Annotated in this window: 13 protein-coding genes; 4 read left to right on the top strand and 9 right to left on the bottom strand. The window is 42.0% G+C overall.

Annotation, left to right across the window (positions count from 1 at the left end; all coding sequences use genetic code 11):
* The first annotated feature begins 28 nt into the window (after positions 1–28).
* A complete protein-coding gene (locus V7K76_RS15060; protein WP_334780070.1) occupies positions 29–1,297 on the top strand; it encodes a HEAT repeat domain-containing protein in 1,269 nt (422 codons plus the stop codon).
* 126 nt (positions 1,298–1,423) lie between these two features.
* On the opposite strand, the gene glgA is transcribed toward V7K76_RS15060, so the two are convergent.
* Both glgA and hemC read right to left on the bottom strand, forming a co-directional pair.
* Positions 1,424–2,866 carry a glycogen synthase GlgA gene (gene glgA / locus V7K76_RS15055; RefSeq protein WP_334780069.1) on the bottom strand — a complete coding sequence of 481 codons (1,443 nt, stop codon included), beginning with the start codon at positions 2,864–2,866 and terminating at the stop codon, positions 1,424–1,426.
* Between the two features lie 338 nt (positions 2,867–3,204).
* Positions 3,205–4,197, bottom strand: coding sequence for a hydroxymethylbilane synthase (hemC, locus tag V7K76_RS15050; RefSeq protein WP_334780068.1), 993 nt, complete (start codon positions 4,195–4,197; stop codon positions 3,205–3,207).
* A gap of 645 nt (positions 4,198–4,842) precedes the next feature.
* On the opposite strand from hemC, the gene V7K76_RS15045 reads away from it, so the two are divergent.
* Complete coding sequence (locus V7K76_RS15045) at positions 4,843–5,028, top strand: hypothetical protein (RefSeq protein WP_335029857.1); 186 nt, start codon at positions 4,843–4,845, stop codon at positions 5,026–5,028.
* 29 nt (positions 5,029–5,057) lie between these two features.
* Here V7K76_RS15045 and V7K76_RS15040 read toward each other — a convergent pair whose 3' ends face one another.
* On the bottom strand, positions 5,058–7,325 hold the full coding sequence (locus V7K76_RS15040) for a sensor histidine kinase (protein ID WP_334780067.1): 2,268 nt from the start codon (positions 7,323–7,325) through the stop codon (positions 5,058–5,060).
* 154 nt (positions 7,326–7,479) lie between these two features.
* Between V7K76_RS15040 and V7K76_RS15035 the strand changes: the two genes are divergently transcribed.
* Both V7K76_RS15035 and V7K76_RS15030 read left to right on the top strand, forming a co-directional pair.
* Positions 7,480–7,815: a hypothetical protein gene (locus tag V7K76_RS15035; protein ID WP_334780066.1), complete on the top strand. Its 336-nt coding sequence runs from the start codon at positions 7,480–7,482 to the stop codon at positions 7,813–7,815.
* Positions 7,816–8,551: 736 nt separating this feature from the next.
* Positions 8,552–9,235 carry a response regulator transcription factor gene (locus V7K76_RS15030; RefSeq protein ID WP_179066558.1) on the top strand — a complete coding sequence of 228 codons (684 nt, stop codon included), beginning with the start codon at positions 8,552–8,554 and terminating at the stop codon, positions 9,233–9,235.
* A 213-nt stretch (positions 9,236–9,448) separates the two neighbouring features.
* Here the strand turns inward: V7K76_RS15030 and V7K76_RS15025 are convergent, their stop codons facing one another.
* The 6 genes from V7K76_RS15025 to V7K76_RS15000 form a co-directional block, all read right to left on the bottom strand.
* Positions 9,449–12,757, bottom strand: a complete 3,309-nt coding sequence (locus tag V7K76_RS15025; RefSeq protein WP_334952822.1) for a GAF domain-containing protein — start codon at positions 12,755–12,757, stop codon at positions 9,449–9,451.
* Positions 12,758–13,012: 255 nt separating this feature from the next.
* Positions 13,013–14,200, bottom strand: coding sequence for a TRC40/GET3/ArsA family transport-energizing ATPase (locus V7K76_RS15020; RefSeq protein WP_334780064.1), 1,188 nt, complete (start codon positions 14,198–14,200; stop codon positions 13,013–13,015).
* 104 nt (positions 14,201–14,304) lie between these two features.
* Positions 14,305–14,586, bottom strand: a complete 282-nt coding sequence (locus tag V7K76_RS15015; RefSeq protein WP_292842212.1) for a hypothetical protein — start codon at positions 14,584–14,586, stop codon at positions 14,305–14,307.
* A 439-nt stretch (positions 14,587–15,025) separates the two neighbouring features.
* Positions 15,026–15,946 carry a polysaccharide deacetylase family protein gene (locus V7K76_RS15010; protein WP_334780063.1) on the bottom strand — a complete coding sequence of 307 codons (921 nt, stop codon included), beginning with the start codon at positions 15,944–15,946 and terminating at the stop codon, positions 15,026–15,028.
* 436 nt (positions 15,947–16,382) lie between these two features.
* Positions 16,383–17,030 carry a response regulator transcription factor gene (locus V7K76_RS15005; RefSeq protein ID WP_334780062.1) on the bottom strand — a complete coding sequence of 216 codons (648 nt, stop codon included), beginning with the start codon at positions 17,028–17,030 and terminating at the stop codon, positions 16,383–16,385.
* A gap of 219 nt (positions 17,031–17,249) precedes the next feature.
* Positions 17,250–18,467, bottom strand: a complete 1,218-nt coding sequence (locus tag V7K76_RS15000; RefSeq protein WP_334780061.1) for a sensor histidine kinase — start codon at positions 18,465–18,467, stop codon at positions 17,250–17,252.
* Positions 18,468–18,886: the final 419 nt, after the last annotated feature.

The raw sequence follows: 18,886 nt of genomic DNA, 5'->3' as shown, positions 1-18,886 counted from the left end.
AAATTATCCAAGAGCAATTTACAGATCAATGGATAAACGTTTTTTTAAAATGTTTGGGCTAACAGAAGAAGAAGCGATCGCAATTATTGATACACCATTAGAACAACTCGAAGATGCTTCTGATAAGTATATTGCTGTTTCCCATCTAATTAACTTTCCCACTGAGCAATCGATCGCAGCTTTAGTACGGGCGATTGAAACCAGTAACCCTGATGAGTTAGACCACCGCATTGTTCGACGCAAAGCTGTGGAAAGTTTGGGGCGATTGCAGGCGGAATCAGCTTTACCTGTAATTCGGCAGTGCCTTCAAGATGATGATATTTATACTGTTGAGAATGCCGTGTGGGCGATCGGGGAAATCGGCACGAAAGATCCAGAAATTCTCGAAGAAGTCTCGCAACTGCTGGATAAGCCAGGTCAAATCTATCGAGTGATTATTCACACTTTAGCGAACGCTGACTATCAGCAGTCTCTAGAACGTGTACGGAAATTTACCCAAGTGGAGGATGAACCTACCCGTAGTGCGGCGATCGCTACAGTTTGTCGGTTCACTGGTGACTATTCCCAAATCACTGAGGTGATGGCGCTGCTGCAAAGTTCCAGCGTCAATGCACGGCGCGGTTGTATTCAAGACTTGATTGATTCCCGCTACTACAAAGCCATCCCAGAAATCGCCCGTTGTCCTGTATCTCTGGTGTTTCGCTTGCGAGGTTTGCGGATGCTTTTAGATGCAGGCGTTCCTAGTGGTGAAATTACCTTTACAGAAATTCAACCTTACTTAGAACAAGTACTCTACGATCATCCCGACGACCTTGATTTAGTACATGAGTATGATGCTACCCCTGTGCTAGATTTTGTGATTAATGAACTTTACGAAACTGATTTTGGACGGTGTTATTTAGCGACAAAAACCTTATTGGATATCTACTCGCAAGAAACACCAGCAGCACTTCTAGTAACTTATGGGGACAAAGCATATAACGACTATGGCGCTCATTATCATGTCATGAAACTTTTCGGCTGGCTGAAATATGCTCCCGCCTACGATTTGTTGGTGGAAAACCTCCACAACCGCGAACCCCAGTTTCAGAAATCTCGTGCTGCGTGTGCGATCGCTCTTGCTGAATTGGGTGATTTACGAGCAATTCCTGAACTCAAAATTTGCCTAAATACACCGATTTGGGATTTGAAATACGCTTGTTTATTAGCGCTAGACCGCTTAGGAGACTCATTTGGTCGAGAAATTTGTGTTAGCGATCGTGATTGGTTAATTAGGGCGAAAGCGACAAGTAATTAATAGCCCTGGCGACTGGAAGTCGCGGCTACACAAACAAAGTCCGCCTCCGCGGACTAAGGAAAGACTGAGGTTTGAAACCCACGGAGGTGGGTTTTGTCTGTATAGACGCGGTTTCTAACCGCCCTTTTACTTGCTGGTGCTAGTGACTATCTCGTTTAATACTAGCTTTGGTTGTGGTGTCTCCTCTTCTTCTTCTGGCAAACCGTAAATCGACCTGTATAATTTCACGTACTGCTTGGCAGATTGATACCAACTAAAATCTTGACTCATGCCACGTTTTTGTAGTTCTTGCCATTGCGGTTTGAAACGGAAGCCTTCCCAAGCCCGAATCATACAGGTGAAAAGGTCTAGCGGTTCATAACGGTCAAAGCAATAACCAGTACCTGCGACATTTTCAGGGTCATAATGGGTTACGGTGTCAACTAATCCACCTGTACGGCGAACAATCGGTACAGAACCGTAGCGCAAAGCCATCATTTGGCTAATACCGCATGGTTCAAAACGACTGGGCATTAAGAAGGCATCAGTGCCAGCGTAGATCCGGCGAGACAGGGCATCGTTATACAGTAAGTAAGTTGCCATGCGTCCGGGAAAGCGCGATGCTAATTGCCACATCTGAGTTTCATAGTAGCGATCGCCTGTCCCCAATAGTACAAACTGGGCATCTGTGTAAGAGAGGAAGCGATCGAGAATTTGTAATATCAAATCAATGCCTTTTTGTTCCACTAATCGGGTAACGATCCCAATTAAAAAGGCTTTGGAATTGACTTCTAATCCTAGTTCTTGTTGCAGAGCAATTTTGTTGGCTTTGCGTTTATCTAAAGTATCAGCAGTAAAGGTTTGGACAATGTATTTGTCATTTTCTGGATTATATACCTCAGTATCAATGCCGTTGATAATTCCAGATAATTTACCGCTAATAAAGGACAGCAAACCTTCTAATGTTTCACCGTAAGTAGGTGTCTTAATTTGCTCGGCATAAGTGGGCGAAACTGTATTTACCTTATTGGCAAATTGCACCGCCGCCGCCATTACGTTGTGTCCCTGCATATACCAGGGACACCAAGTAATTTTCTCTAAATACCAACGCCACGGCCCTTGATAAGCCAAATTATGAATGGTAAATACTGTGGTGATATCAGGATCTTGGTGCATCCATACAGGAATCATCCCCGTATGCCAATCGTGACAGTGGATAATTTCTGGTTTCCAGTAATTCCAGGTAAACTCGGCTGCACCGTTGGCAAACAAGGTGAACCGCCAGTCTTCACCATCTCCAGAATAAATATGGCGGGGTAGGAAGGCAGGATGTCCAAATAAGTACAAGGGAACATCAGTACCAGGCAGAATGCTTTCATAAACAGCAAATTCCTGGAACATGGCAGATCCCCGCCAGATGGGTTCGTTAGGAATTTCCATTTTGTCTGGCAGGAAGCCATAGTAAGGCAAGAATATCCGCACATCATGCCCCATTTCTCTCAGAAATTTGGGTAATGCCCCGACAACATCACCCATTCCTCCTACTTTGGCAATGGGTGCTGCCTCTGCTGCAACAAATAGAATCCGCATGGTAATTTTTGCTTCCCTGAGTCTATATTGTCAAACGATTTTGGATTTTAGATTGCCGATTTTGGATTGACCCAGACCACAAGGGTACTTGTCTACAGGATTTTAGATTTGCGATAGCGAGTTATCGATAGCGTAGCGTTAGCGAGTCTTCTCCCAAGGGGAGACGCCAAAGGCGAACGAGCGTCGCGTCTTTTGGAATGACTATGCCCATAAGGGACGAAGTATGAACCAAAAAATTCTTTGAATCCAAAATCCAAAATCCAAAATCTAAAATTGCAGCACATATTTTGTGCAACGGCGATCAATTCTTATCTAATCACATCGGCTTCACCAATTGCTTAGGAACCGCGCTGAATCACTGCAAAAATTTCTGATAAAATTTCTTGCGCTCCCTGTTGCCGCAACCGTTCTGCTAGTTCTATACCTAGTGCTTCAGCATTGTTAGCTTGACCAGTGACGGCATCTTTGACGAACTTTTGACCGTCTATGCTGGCGACTATTCCTGTTAAGGTCAAATTCTCACCAGATATTTCTGTATTTACACCGATAGGTACTTGACATCCGCCCTCTAAAGAGCGTAGAAAAGAGCGTTCAGCGAGACAGCGATCGCGTGTTTGGGGATGTTCAATCGCTTTGAGTAGAGATAGCAATTCACTATCATCAGCACGGCATTCTATCCCTAAAGCACCTTGTCCAACGGCGTGGAGGGAGATTTCACTGGGGAGGATTTGATGAATGCGTAGGTGCAACCCGGCGCAGCCATCGCTCATTCCCAATCTTTCTAACCCTGCTGCTGCCAAAATCAGGGCATCATATTCGCCTGCATCCAGTTTTGCCAACCGTGTAATCAAGTTTCCCCGGACATCCTTAAATGTAAAGTGCGGGAAATGGTGGCGTAACTGTGCTAACCGCCGCAGCGAAGATGTTCCAATTACCGCACCTTCTGGCAATGTATCGATTTGTTTATCTTTGTGCTTTTCATGCACTACTAATGCATCGGCGGGATTTTCCCGTTCAGTAATTGCTGCCAGTGTCAACCCTTCTGGTAAATTAGTCGGCAAATCCTTGAGGGAATGAACTGCAAAGTCAATCTCCTGATTGATCATTCCGAGTTCAAGTTCTTTAGTAAAAAGTCCTTTATCGCCAATCTTAGCTAATGCTACATCCAAGATTTTATCGCCTTGGGTAGACATGGTGTGGACTTCAAAAGTGATATCAGGATAGCAATTCTTGAGTTGCTCTTGTACCCAGTAGGTCTGAACCAGAGCAAGTTGGCTTTTGCGTGAACCAATCCGAATAGTGCGTGGGGGACTAGAAACAACTGATGTCATAAAACAATATAATATCGCAGGCGATAAATTCACTCTCATCTAGACTACCGTAGTCAGGGACTCATAAGAATTTTGGGTTTTGGATTTTGGATTTTGGATTACAATTCTTTACTAAAAGCTGGTTTTAGTAATTTCAAGCAAGCAAATTAAATTTGGCAAAATCTTGCAATGCCAATGCGTCGGGTAATAATAGACCTTTGCAAAAGTCCTTAACACCCCCAACCCCCCCGCTTGCGCGGCTACGGTGTACACATAAGTCTTCTAACCATTGCTCCACAAGCTTTTGATCCCCCCAACCCCCCTTTTTAATGGGGGCGAAAGCCCTTCATTCAAAGTCCCCCTTTTTAAGGGGAATTTAGGGGGATCTTCAACGACTTTGATTTTATTAAGTACTAATGCAAAATTAAATATACATTTGTCATTGCGAATGAAGCGTTCGCGTAGCGTCTCGTAGAGAAGCGAAATGAAGCAATCGCAAGGGTTTGGAGATTGCTTCGCTACATTTCATTTCGCTCGCAATGACATAAATAATTTTGCGTAACCACTTATGTGTACACCGTAGGCTTGCGGGGAGAGAAGCGTTTGCTTTACTCAAATGTGGGGTGGGGTTCTTTATTTTTGATTTATGCAAGAGGTCTAATGCCAATGCATCAAGTCACAATGCCAATGCGTCCAGTCACAATGCCAATGCGCCGACTAACAATGCCAATGCGTCCAGTCACAATGCCAATGCGCCGACTAACAATGCCAATGCGCCGGCTAACAATGCCAATGCGCCGACTAACAATGCCAATGCGTCGGCTAACAATGCCAATGGTCTCCTTGCATTAAAAACGCTATGCTTTTACCCAAAACTTTCCTTAAGACTTATCTTCTAATGGCAGTATTACCGCACAAGTCGTACCAATTCCTACTTCTGTGGTGATGTTAATATGACCTTGGTGTAAGTCTACACACTTTTTCACCACTACCAAGCCTAATCCTGTACCGGGAATGCTTCTGACATTTTTGCCACGATGAAACGGCTGAAATAGCTGCTTTTGATCTGCTAGCGGAATCCCAATACCTTGATCTTGAACTTGGAGAATGACCGTATCTGATTTAAACTCCAGACTCAGATTAACATTCCCTCCTTCAGGAGAATATTTAATCGCATTCAGCAGCAAATTAGACAGAATGGAACGCAATAACCTTTCATCCACCCAAGCAGAAACAGCTTTTCCTTGGCAAGCAAAACTCAATGTGTGCCTCTCATTTGTACTTAAGCGCATTTCTTCGACAAAATAAGCGCAGAATTCTTCTAAATCTATGAGTTTGGGATTAAATTCTAGTTTTCCGGTTTCGGCTCGATTGATAGTCAAAATATCGTCTAACATTTGAACCATATTTTTGACGGAAAGTTGAATCCGCTGTAAGTTCCTCAGTCGCTTAGAAGAGTTATCCCATTCATCTTGACAATTCTCTAGCAATTGCGCTGCTGCTAAGGCAGTACTTAGAGGAGTACGAAACTCATGAGATGCCATTGAGAAAAAGCGTGTTTTCAGGACGCTAAGTTCTCTCTCTCGCTCTAGTGCCATCCGAATTTCATCTAGCCTTTTGCGTCCGGTAATGTCACGTTGTACTGCTATCCAGTGGGTGTAACAGCCAGTTTGATCGGCTACGGGAACGATGCTGAATTCATTCCAAAATTCCGAGCCATCTTTACGGTAGTTAATTACCTGAACTGTGACTGATTCCCAATGAGATAGAGCATTCCAGACTTTATCCAGTTCAACCCGACTTGTTTTCGCTCCTTGAAGAATACGCGGTGTTTTACCTAAAACTTCTTCCGGGCTGTAACCTGTGATTCTGGTGAATGCTTCATTAACATAAATAATATGCGGCCCAGGTTTGCCAATTGGTTGCGCTTCAGTAATAACTACACCATCATTAGTATTTACAACTACAGATTGCAATAGCCGCACCTGTTCTTCTTGCTTCTTTTGGTGTGTAATATCGGCAATCACTGCTACCATGCCGTTGATACTATCGTCGCTATCATGCAATGGAGCAGCAGAAAAAACTATATCGATCGCAGTGCCATCTTTTTTTAAACGGCGCAATTCCACTCTGGTATAAGTTGTTCCTTGTAATATACTTTCTTGAAGAGTGTTGTATTCTTCTAATTGGTCATCTAAAAAAATGGGGTTGGGATGGTCAATTACCTCTGCCTCTGTCCAACCAAACATCTTTTCAGCAGCAGGATTCCAGATTTTTACGTTGCCTGCTAAATCAAGTGTGAAGATAGCGCGAGGAGAGGCAGTAATCAAAGCTTGTAGTGCGGCTTGGGTGCGCTGACGTTCAGCAATTTCGGCTCGGAGAGAGACATTGACTGTAGCTAACTCTTGAGTCCGCAGTTGAACGCGGTGTTCTAGTTCGGCGTTGAGTGTTTGTAGCTGTTTGTAAAGTTCCGATTGTTGAATGGCGATCGCTACTTGGGTAGCAAGTTGCTTCATTAACTCAATTTCCCAAGATTCCCATACACGGGTGCGATCGCACTGATGAGCAATCAATAAGCCCCAAAGATAAGGGGTAGAAGCTGGTGTTTTGCTGTCTTGCTGTTTATCCCCTTGCCGATTCTCTTGTAAAATTGGCACTACCAACTTAGCTTTGACACCAAACTGTTTCACAAACTCTGCTAGACATGGTTCGACATCAGCTTGATCGACATTTGCGATCGCCCGGGTTTTTCCCAACGAATACGCTTGATGATACTCTCTAGGAAACACTTCTGGTGGAAAGGTTTCTCCCAAAATTGTTGTATATTCAGGTAGAACTGTTTCAGTGATGGCGCTACCCGTACCATTTTCCCAGAGGCGATAAATTAACACCCTATCCGCTTGGAGAAACTCGCGTACTTCTGCAACAGTGGTAGTCAGAACCTCCTCTAACTCCAAAGACTTACGGATCTGGTGAGCAATCTGGCTTACTAGTCGCTCCCGCTCAGTTTGTTGTCGCAGGATCGCTTCTACCCGTTGTCGCCTAGTTACTTCTAGGTTGAGAAAATAGTAAATTACTCCCAAGGTAATAATGCTAAAACCAATACCGATAGGATTGAAATTGATAATACTAAAATCGGGTATGAGCATAGAGAGGAGATATTAGAGAAATAGAGTCTGGAAGGTTGATTGTTTGTCACTCCTGACTCTGAAAATTTTTTCTAAAAGGATTATGCAACTGGTGCTATTGTTTGAGCTAGGTTTGTGGGCTACAGCCTAACAAGGTAAATTATGACATTGCAAGTTGAAGAAGAATTCAGAAGTCAGAATTCAGGAGTCAGAATCAAGACGCGACGCTCGAATACTCGCTTACGTTGAAACTAACTTCGTCTTAGAACTAGTCTTTGAACAAGAACAGTGCGTAAGCTGTGAGCAGATTTTGCAATCTTGTGAAATAGGACAGGCAAAACTTATTATTCCAGCTTATAGTCTTGCTGAACCTCATGAGAAATTAAGTCGTCAGGCAAAGAGTCGTCGGGATTTACAGCAATTGCTTGATGCTGAGTTGCGGCAGCTTTCACGTACAGTATCTTATATAAATCGGAAATTGTTAATTGACTCCATCTTTCCGAAAGCATAGAAGTCGCTAAACATCAAAAAGAATTAACAACTTTTATCAAATCTAGTGTAAAAACTGCCATACTTAAACCAGTATTGCCTTAACTGATGACAAGGTGTAAATAAACTGGCTTTAACACGATAAAGAAAAACCTGCCGATGTTCGCCCATCCAAATTTTATCAACTGGCTCAACGGAAATTAATGTACCTCCCAGAGCGGCTATACACTCGTTAAATCTCTCAACGCAAGAATAGTCTATAGTCTCAAATATAAAAAAATGGCCGGAGCAGATTAAATGGCGGCTTCTTATCCAACATTGGAGCTTCTTATGCGCTTGTGGCGGCAACATTATTTTGCTTCAAGTAACTTGATAAAAATGCAAAGTTTATATAGATTCTTCAATCAATAAACTTCTTGGATAAATAAATTTTTGTCTAATTTAGAGGCGTTCCAGGTTAACAGAAAAATGCTTAATTGCTGATTCTGCCTTTTCTAAAATTTGAGTGAGTCTCTTGAAACAGGCTGATACCTAAGGGTGAACTAAGTTCAAAGTCCATTTGTTTGAAACATCTTAAGAAGGTTATTAGAAACCCATATAAAATATAAAATTACATCTCAAAAGTAAGGAAATTACTCAGGAAATAGTAAAGAAATCGGAAAGAAGCAACCAAATCGAGAAATTGTTACTTTTTGCAATATTTTCTCAATGAGAATTTGCCGATTGTTTGAAATATAACCAAGTATCTTTAAAAAATTATGCGAATTCTTTTAGTTGAAGATGATTTACGCCTTGCCGAAACTTTAGCAGAAGCCCTGACAGATCAGCGTTATACGGTTGATGTGGTGACAGATGGTGAGGCAGGATGGAATCAAGCCAAAATGCTGGATTATGATTTGCTGCTGCTGGATGTGATGTTGCCAGAACTCGATGGAATTAGTTTATGTCATCGGTTGCGATCGCACAGCTATAGTATGCCTGTTCTCATGCTCACTGCTCGTGATACCGTTAGCGATAAAATCACCGGGCTTGATGCCGGAGCCGATGATTATGTCGTTAAACCAGTGGATTTACAAGAACTATTTGCCCGAATTCGCGCCTTGCTTCGTCGGGGTAATGTTTCATCGCCGCCGATTTTGGAATGGGGCAATCTGCACCTCAATCCCAGCACTTATGAAGTGAGCTATGGAAAAAATATGCTACATTTAACCCCAAAAGAGTACGGAATCTTAGAGTTACTGCTGCGAAATGGTCGTCGTGTCCTGAGTCGCAGCGTGATTATTGAACATATTTGGTCATTAGATTCTCCTCCAGAAGAACATGCTGTGAAGGTTCATCTTAGAAGCCTACGTCAAAAGCTCAAAGCAGCCGGAGCTTTTGAAGATTTTATTGAAACAGTTCACGGTATAGGCTACCGTCTCAAGCAACTCGACCAATTATAAACCTCATCTAAACCTCGTCTAACTTGAGAACTGTAGTTTTTTACCAAAATTTTGCGATTGCTTCCTACGTCGCAATGACACAACAGAATAATTCAAAACTCCAGGTTTCAACATGGACGAGGTTTAGGTTTCAACATAGATGAGGTTTATACCAATTCTCTGATTTGGTTCAGGCCTCGATAAATTGCTCAGGTTTTGTGCGTCAAGCCAACCCTACAGGGTTTGATGGTGCGATTTGGTGATTTGTATCACTGGAATTTCAATCCAAAATTCTGTACCTAACCCTGGCTGAGAATCACATCTCAACACACCACCGTGTTTATCTACGACAATCTGGTAACTAATTGATAATCCTAAACCAGTGCCTTTTCCTACTGGCTTTGTTGTGAAAAATGGATCGCAAATTCTTGCCTTTAGGGATTCAGGTATTCCTGGGCCATTGTCTCTTATGCGAATGACTACACTCTTGATATTGCCTTCAAGTTCTCCAAGAGAAGTACGGATAGTAATTTGACTGTTATGAGTTGTTGATTGAGATTCTGTGTAATCTTCTAAAGCATCGATCGCATTGCTTAAAACATTCATAAATACTTGATTTAGTGGCCCAGCATAGCACTCTACTAAAGGAAGGTTGCCGTATTCTTTAACTAATTTAATCGCCGGACTTTCTGGTTTTGCTTTCAAGCGATGCTGCAAAATTAGCAAGGTGCTATCAATGCCCTCATGAATATTAACTGGTTTTTTTTCTGCCTCGTCAAGGCGAGAAAAATTCCGTAAACCCAAAACAATCTGACGGATGCGATCGACCCCAACTTTCATGGAAGATAGAGTTTTGGGCAAATCCTCCATAAGAAATTCTAAGTCGATTTCGAGTGCGCGATCGCGAATCTCTGGGTTAGGGTTGGGAGCATTGTGCAAATAGAGGTCTAATATACCAAGTAAATCTTGGGCGTAATCGTTGACATGATTGATGTTGCCATAAATGAAGTTCACAGGGTTGTTAATTTCGTGAGCAATACCAGCTACCAGTTGACCAAGTGAGGACATTTTCTCAGTTTGGATCAGTTGGGTTTGAGTTCGCTGTAAATCATGCAAAGCTTGAGCCAGTTTTTCTGTCTGCTCTTTGGTTTGATGATGTAATTGGGCTTGTTGGAGTGCAACCCCAAGCTGATTAGCAATTTGGGTAATAAACTTAATTTCTGAGGCTTCCCAATGACGGGGTGCAGAATTCTGGTAAGCTGCTAGTAAGCCCCATAGCTGTTGCCCAATAAATATGGGTGCGATCGCATAAGCCCTTGCTTGAATTTGCTCTAGAACTGCAATGTGACATTGAGAGTGGTCAGCTTCATAGATATCATCGACTGCAAAGGTTTCATTGTGACGATATCGCCCACCTTGGGTTTCTTGTAAATAGCTATCTTGCCAAACTGTCTTGGTATCTGAACCTACTAATTTTACCCAGTTATCACCTACAAACTCGGCGATATATTCACCACTCCAATCAGCCTGGAAGCGGTAGACTGCAACTCGATCTGCTTGTAGTGATTTACAGATTTCTTGGGTGGTTGCTTGAAAAATCGCATCTAAATCTAAAGATTCTCTAACTTTCGCTACAACTTCAAACAATACCCGTTGCTGTTCTGCTGCTTGTTGCAAATCTAATGTCTGTTGTCGTGTCTGAGTGAGTAAATCAGCTTGCTGGAGTGCTACGCCCATTTGAGCCGCAATCTGACTGAGAAAGTTAACTTCAGAAACTTTCCATTGTCGAGGCCCAGTGTGTTGATAAGTTGCCAACAAACCCCAAAGTTTTTGCCCAACAAAAATCGGTGCAAGTACAAAAGCATGAATTTGAAACTGCTCTAGATTGTCGATATGACACTGAGTAAACCCCATCTTGTAGATGTCATCGACTGCAAATGTTTCATTGTGGCGGTAGCGTCCTCCCTGTGTGTCTTGTAAGTAGGTGTCATTCCAAATTGTATTAATACCTAGTTCAGACTCATTCGACCAGTATGGACTAGCAGCTTCAAAATCTCCGACAAATTCACCACCCCAATTAGCATCGAAACGATAAACAGAAACGCGATCGGCTTTAATTAATTGACAAACCTCTTTAGTTGTGGTTTGAAAAATCGTATTTGTGTCTAGAGATTCCCGAATTTCGGCAATAACTTTAAACACAGCCTGTTCTTGTTCAGCTGTCCGTTGTAACTCAACTGTGCGTCTTTTAACTTGTTTTTCTAAATTTTCATTAAAGGTTTTCACTTGTTGGTATAATTCATACTGCTGAATTGCTGAAGCAAAGTGTTTACTGAGGTTTCTAGCCAGTTCAATCTCTTCAGTTGTCCATTTTTGAGCTTGTGCTTTTTTAGATTCGCGCCAAACCTCAAACGATAAACGAGGGTAAAGCTGCCTTTGATCGCCCTCATGCTGCCCCGCCCATAAAGTTTCTGTATCTACTTCATTGCGGAAAATACTTAAATAGCCTAGCAATTGCTGACGATACTGGAGTGGGATCATCAATATGCTGCGAATTTTAGTTGGTTGAAAAGCAACTTGCAAAGTTCGCAAGTCAGAAATTTTATATATATCTGAAATTGCCCAAACATCGTATTTACTAAACTTGTAGTATTCTTGCCAGACACTATACTGCTCTATGAGTGGATATATGGTTTGTTCTGGCATTACAGGTTGCTGTCCACAGATATAAAGCTTGATACAAGTATTTCCTGGTATTAAGCATTCTGTTAAGCTGGTGACGTTGCCATTGTGAAAATCAAGAGCTTCATTATTTCTAATGCACAGCCTGCCACCAACACCATTAAAGGCAGCAACAGCCGTTTCTAGGGCTGGCTGTAAGACAATTGTGGGTAGTGAATGTAGGAGGGTAGCAATGCGGTTAACGATCGCTTCTCGTTCGGCTGTTTTGCGAACTTGAGTGTGAAGGGTACTTTGAGCGATCGCCATTGACAGTTGCTCGACTACCATTTGTATTGCTTCTAGTTCATATTCTGAAATCGAACGCGCTTCAGAATTATGAGAGACTAGCAGCCCCCAAAGTTGATCTTGATAGAGAATAGGCGCTACTAGCGAAGATTTTACCCCCATTGCCGTCAAATATTCAATATGACAGGGATCTACAGGGCGGTAGCGGATCTCCTCTGAGATAGTTTCTCCATTATCTAAATCACGCAGGTGAATTTGACCAATCTCTTTAGTGTCAACATTTACAACCGAACGCATCCGTGATTTGATAAATAGTTCACGGGCATAGGATGGAATATCATCGTAGGGAAAATTTAACCCCAGTAGCGACGGCAAACAATTTTTATTAATCGATTCAGCAATTACTTGACCACTACCATCGGGATGAAATTTGTAAATCATCACTCGATCAGTTTTTAGTAGCGATCGCACTTCTGCCGTTGTGACTGTGATAATTTCTTCTAATTCTAAGCTGCGTCGGATACGGTTTGTAATGCGGCGTAGAAAACTTTCTTCATCGCGAGGATTGGAGGTCATTGTTATAGCAAAATAAATTAATAATTTGAAAACTGACATAATTAAATCTAAAGACATTCTGAAATTTATTTCATCAATTTGTCTTCAGTAAAACTACGGTCAAATCATTAATAAAAATATTTTTTTGGCTTTTATAAAAATTCACCAAAAAATCATAAAAACAGACGCTAAAAAGATTGCGTCTGTACTAGCTATAAGAGAAAGTTCTTGCTTTTTAGTTTTAACTTTTTGTTGACAGACTAATGTTCAACAAAATTAAACCCTTGTGTTGTCAGCAAAGCGGATTTTTAGATAGTCATTTTCCATCTTTGCCCCGGCTGGTTGCAGTGCTGCTAAGGCTTGTGGCAAAACTAAGTTACGACGATGGTTGCCAATCGTAATGTTTAATTCGTCTCCAGTTTTACTGAGTTGAACTTGGTCTTTAGGGATACCAGGTAAGTAAAGTTCTAAGCTGTATTGGTTTTCCTCTTGCACTACTTTAAGAGTTGTTTCTTTGTAATAAACCTGAGTAGGATCTTCATCTTTATAAAGAGTTTCTTTCAGGCGTTCTAAGGAAGCCAATCCACACATTTCTTCAGAAAATAGGGGAACTTCTTTTACAGGCAGAGGGTGAAAATCATCATGGATTTCCCGGCGATATTGTTCTTGACTTTCCTTCCAACGTTGGAAAAATGGGTCTTGGACAACACTTGGAATAATCCGATTCGCCACGACTAAATCTGTTGCAACATTATACAAACTCAGATAAGCATGGGCACGGAGAGATTCTTTAATCACCATTTTTTCAGGATTTGTTACTAGACGCACTGAAGTTTGAGTATTATCTGTTAATACTTTTTCCAGAGCTTCAATTTGTTCATAAAACTCATAAGGTGCATCCATCACTTCTTTATCGGGTAGCGAAAAACCAGCAATTGGTCTAAACAAAGGTTCAACCAGGGGTCGAAGTGCCACCGAGATGTTTTGAAATGGCTTGTAGAAACGCCGCATATACCAGCCACCGACTTCAGGTAAACTCAGTAACCGCAGTGCTGTGCCGGTGGGGGCTGAGTCGATAATTAAGACATCAAACTCACCTTCATCGTAATGGCGCTTCATCCTTACCAAGCCAAAAATCTCATCCATGCCTGGTAAAATTGCCAATTCTTCCGCCTGTACGCCGTCTAAACCCCTGGCCTGTAAAACTTGGGTAATATAACGTTTCACAGCGCCCCAGTTTCCCTCCAGTTCTTGCAGCGCATCTAGTTCAGCACCCCAGAGATTTGGGCGAATTTTTTGGGGTGCATGTCCCAGTTCCATATCAAAACTATCTGCCAGGGAGTGGGCGGGATCGGTACTTAAAACCAATGTCTGATAGCCTAGTTCCGCACAACGGAGTCCAGTTGCAGCAGCGACGGAAGTTTTGCCCACGCCGCCTTTCCCGGTCATTAAAATTACACGCATAGATGCTTCTGTCCTGCCTGAGGATTTTTTACATTTATTTACATTATCGACTGTTTAAGGAAAATAAATGTTGTTTCAGTGCATCTAGGGATTAATATAAGTATTTAACCTAAATCATCCGTTGGATTTTGCTGCAATAACCGATCCAGCTTAGTTTCCAGCGCTGAGAGTTTCTTGAGAATTGTGGGGCGATCGCCATCAAGAGAAATTAGTAAATTGGTGATTCTCTCTTGGATGTTCGCTAATTGTGCTACTGCATTCTGAATTTGGAGCATTCCTTCTCGGAGTTCTTGGCGTTCCTGACGTGCTTCCGCCATTTCATCTAAGATAGCTTGGACTGTTTTAGCGTTACTCTCAATTAGATGCTTGAGTTCTTTATCAGTCATTGCGATCGCACTTTGGAGTTGAGTTTATGATGAATCATAAAAAATTTAATTAACATCCGCATTATTAACTCTTTCTCCCAACAGGATTTTCAGGTTTTTAGCGGATTGATTTAGTATACTAAATATTGATACCAACTCTCCATATGGCAATACAGTACAGTTAAGCTTCTCTTCCTTCTCTTCCTTCTCTTGCTTTGCGTCCTTTGCGGTAGCCTGCGGCAAGCTGCTCCGCATCTACGTTAAAAAAAGAATTTTAGCCTTAACTGAACCGTATTGTGTTTAATTCTCGATTTCTAGAGCAGGGGACTAGCTACGCATCCTCTGGTAGGTCTTTAAACTCTTGCCTTAAACGTAGTTCAGTTAAGAACTTAGACTGGTCAGATGTGGGACTTTTTCAAGCCTCGCCCTTTAGGGCTGGGGTTTCTGACTGATGATTAAGCTAATTGTTTGGATGTTCATCCTTTGTAACTACAGGTGAAGCTACTTCCGCCAAATGTTGTTCTTGGGCTTGCATTTCCAGTAATTGGGGAATTGTCACAAATCTATAACCTTGGGACTTTAAACCTGCGATCATTTCTGGCAAAGCTTTGACAGATTTAGAACGGTTGCCACCGCCATCGTGCATCAGTACAATTGCACCTGGTTTTGCATATTTCAGCACATTTTTGATCAGCATTGGCACTTGAGGCGAACGACGTTCGGCATCCCCCGATTCTTCTGACCACATCATGACAGCGTACTTCTCATTTTTGGCATATTCGGCTAATCCATTATTCAGAAAGCCGCCAGGGGGACGAAATAGAGTAGTTTTCTCTCCAGTAGTCTTGTAGATGATCTCTGCTGTACGATCAATTTCACTAGCCGCAGTAGCTACGTCCATACGGCGATACCAATGATGCCATGTATGATTACCAATTACGTGACCATCAGCAGCGACTTGCTTGGCAATTTGGGGAAAATATTTCACCATTTCCCCAATCATGAAGAATGTGGCTTTGATATCATTTTTCTTCAAAATTTCTAAAATCTGTGTCGTATTTTTGGGGCCTGGGCCATCATCAAAGGTTAAGGCGATGACTTTCTCATTTACTTTTAGTTTCCCTTGATAAACGATTGTTCCCTGAAAAGACTTGGGAACTTCATTCATCTGGTCTGTAGCTGGACTGATATTCTGTTGTGCGGATGCACTCATCAACTTGTTCTGACTTGCTTTAGCGCTCTCGCTTTTTGGCTTTACAATTCCCAATAGATGCTCAAATCCTCTGGTAGTTAAAAGCAAACTTATACCCAAACTACTAGCACTAGTAAGCAATGTAATGATGATTAGTTTCGGTAACCAAGATAATTTACGGCTAGACACATTAAATATCCTCAAATATTAGTTATTGGGCATTGGGCAAAACAGTTCCGAGTTCCGAGTTCCGAGTGCTGAGTAGGGAATCTAACTTCTTTACTCAACACTCAGCACTCCTGAAGGGCATTGGGCATTGGGCATTGGGATTAACTCTTCCCCAGTCCCTAGTCCCTAGTACAACAAACACGGCGTAAATAAACCAACCATTTAAAATAGCCAGAAAGCTTACAAAATAAGCATTCTTTCTTTTTACTTTTGCCTTTTTACTTTTGCCTTCTTGTACTAGTCCCTAGTACCCAGCTTAGGTATAAAAATACTATCAGCTAATTATAGAGAGTTAGTCAAATTATGCGATCGCTCTTTATCCCAGCATACACTGCCAGCTATCCCGGACATATCTTGCATGGGTGGGATTCCCGGCGATTTTCTGATTCTTAATTATTTATTTAAGTCCACCAAACAACGAATGGGCAAACAAAGCGGCTTGAGTGCGATCGCGTAAATTCAACCGACTCAGAATATTGGTAACATAATTCTTAACAGTATTTTCTGAAAGAAACAAAGATTCAGCAATTTCACGGTTATTGGCTCCACAAGCAATTAACCGTAATACATCTAATTCTCTGGGTGTGAGTTGCGCCAATTCTGGAGGAGGTTGCACAGAGGAGATAGGGGCGGCAATCGGCGTGAGTGCTTTCTCAAATAATCCTGGGCCGAGTAGAGTTTGTCCCTTGTAGACGGATCTAATTGCCAACATTAATTCATCTGGTTCGGTGTCCTTGAGCAAATAGCCCTTTGCACCCAAACGCATCGCCTGAAAAACATACTCATCATCATCGAAGGTGGTGAGGACGAGAACCTTAATGTTGGGATATTGTTGAGCGATCGCTTTTGTAGTGGCAACTCCATCCATTACGGGCATTCGGATATCCATTAGCACAATATCGGGTTGCAGCGCGGCAATCTGTTCGAGTGCCCGTTGCCCATTCTCCGCCTCACCAATTACCTGCATCTCTGCATTCGACTCAAGCATACTCTTAAGTCCCTGGCGAATAAGATGCTGATCGTCAACTAATAAAATCTGAATCATAACTGAGATGGGGAGTAGGGAGTGGGGAGTAGGTAATTCAATTACAAAGAAAGGCAGGGGGCAGGAGGCAGGAGGCAGAAGGGAGAAAACTTTAGTTCTGGGTATTAAGCCGCAGTCAAAAAAAAAGAATTGGAGCCAGACGCGTAGCGCGACTTGTATTGCGTCCTTGCTATCCCATGTTTAAACATGGGTTTCTCCTGCCTTCTGAATTAAAAAGTCTTATAACAAAAGCTTTGATAGTGGCAAAGAAACAGAAATACAGCAACCTGTTCCTAGTTGACTGTGGAGATTTAACTGGCCGCCTAGTGCAACCGACCGTTCTCGCATTCCTTGCAGTCCAAACCCAGTTGTATTTTGAGTGGGGTTAAACCCTTTTCCATTATCTTCGATTGAGAGATAAATCATTCCCGCGTGAGCCAGAAGTTTAACGGTGACACTTGTCGCTTGAGCATGTTTGCAAATATTTGTCAACGATTCTTGCACAATACGGTAAAGGGCGGTGTTTACTTCTGTTGGTAAAGTGTGCGGGAGATCAAATTTACAGGAAGGTTCAATACCTGTGGTTTGCTGAAAATCTGTCAGCAGCTTTTCAATGGCTGATTTGAGAGATTGCCCTTGCAAAGGATTTGAACGTAAAACAGAAAGCGATCGCCGAATTTCTAGCAGCGCCTCAGCCCCCAATTCTTTCGCCTGTTTGAGAAATGTCAATGCTTTATCATTATTTGATTGCCAGAACAACAGAGTATTATTTATTTGAATGGTTTGGGCAGCGAGAGTGTGTCCTAACCCATCATGAATTTCGCGGGCAATGCGGTTGCGTTCTTGCAAGGTTGCCTGATCTTCAATTCTTAGTGCATACTGGCACAGTTGTTGATTGATAATCTCTAATTGCTGATGGGCAATTTCTAACTGCTCTCGACTTTGGCGCTCTGCAAGCAGGGCATTAATTAACAATAAAGCGAATACTAAGGTTAAGCTAAATAATAATATATTACTTAATCGCCAATCCCAAGACATGGCGATCATTTTATCGCGCATAAAATTCTCAGGTACAATGGGTCTTAATAAAAGTAGTGTTCCATGAGAGAGCAGAGATAAACCCAAGACAACCAACTGTCCCGATCGCTTAAATATCAGACAACTCCGCATTACCAGTACTAGACACAGCAGCAAAACTGAGCGAGGAGATAAGCTTTGTTGAATTGCTGGCAGCCAAATTAAAACTAATTCCAGGGCTGTATAGAGTAATTTTGTTTCCAGCTTTACCATTGGTAGTCTTAAGCCCATCAAGCTGAAGATGGCGATCGCCATAACTCGTAGCAGCAACGACCAAGACAACTGAAATGGCAGCAGAACTTCCATGAACACTGCCGTAGCCAATAACAGCCACTCTAGGTAAAGCAATAGACGAAACGATGGGTAGGTCAAGCTAACCATAGAATTATTCCAATTTAATGGTCTTTGTGATAAAACCATAGGTATCTTCACAATTTTAGAGGGAAATATTGAACTGGGGACTGGGTATTGGCGACTAGGGACTGGGAATTAGGAAAATTTTAATGGGAATTCATACCTCAATCAACTCTTACTCATAATTTTTTACCAGTGCCCAGTACCCATTCCCCAATACTCATTACTCCTCTATATAACGAATCTATCTCTGGTATTGGTAGAGCCGTTCCGACTGATTAATTATTTCTAAATTAGGAAAAAAGTCACAATCACTTGAGTACTTTTTTACTGGTCAGGTTAGGAATTCTAGCTCATGTGCAAACCCATCACAGCTTTTAAGATTAGCTGGTGTGAGTAAATCAGCAACTTTTCAAACATCTTCTAAACAGTTAGAAGCTGAAATT

The organism is Nostoc sp., from assembly GCF_036917975.1.
GTDB lineage: Bacteria > Cyanobacteriota > Cyanobacteriia > Cyanobacteriales > Nostocaceae > Nostoc.
Note: the sequence above shows the minus strand (reverse complement) of the source record. Positions and strands in the feature narration are given on the sequence as shown.

Excerpts from the sequence above, each read along its gene's own strand:
- V7K76_RS15045 (WP_335029857.1), top strand. The coding sequence starts at position 4,843 with ATGCATCAAGTCACAATGCCAATGCGTCCAGTCACAATGCCAATGCGC.
- V7K76_RS15025 (WP_334952822.1), bottom strand. The coding sequence starts at position 12,757 with ATGACCTCCAATCCTCGCGATGAAGAAAGTTTTCTACGCCGCATTACA.
- V7K76_RS15040 (WP_334780067.1), bottom strand. The coding sequence starts at position 7,325 with ATGCTCATACCCGATTTTAGTATTATCAATTTCAATCCTATCGGTATT.
- V7K76_RS15000 (WP_334780061.1), bottom strand. The coding sequence starts at position 18,467 with ATGGTTAGCTTGACCTACCCATCGTTTCGTCTATTGCTTTACCTAGAG.
- glgA (WP_334780069.1), bottom strand. The coding sequence starts at position 2,866 with ATGCGGATTCTATTTGTTGCAGCAGAGGCAGCACCCATTGCCAAAGTA.
- V7K76_RS15015 (WP_292842212.1), bottom strand. The coding sequence starts at position 14,586 with ATGACTGATAAAGAACTCAAGCATCTAATTGAGAGTAACGCTAAAACA.
- hemC (WP_334780068.1), bottom strand. The coding sequence starts at position 4,197 with ATGACATCAGTTGTTTCTAGTCCCCCACGCACTATTCGGATTGGTTCA.
- V7K76_RS15005 (WP_334780062.1), bottom strand. The coding sequence starts at position 17,030 with ATGATTCAGATTTTATTAGTTGACGATCAGCATCTTATTCGCCAGGGA.
- V7K76_RS15060 (WP_334780070.1), top strand. The coding sequence starts at position 29 with ATGGATAAACGTTTTTTTAAAATGTTTGGGCTAACAGAAGAAGAAGCG.
- V7K76_RS15030 (WP_179066558.1), top strand. The coding sequence starts at position 8,552 with ATGCGAATTCTTTTAGTTGAAGATGATTTACGCCTTGCCGAAACTTTA.
- V7K76_RS15020 (WP_334780064.1), bottom strand. The coding sequence starts at position 14,200 with ATGCGTGTAATTTTAATGACCGGGAAAGGCGGCGTGGGCAAAACTTCC.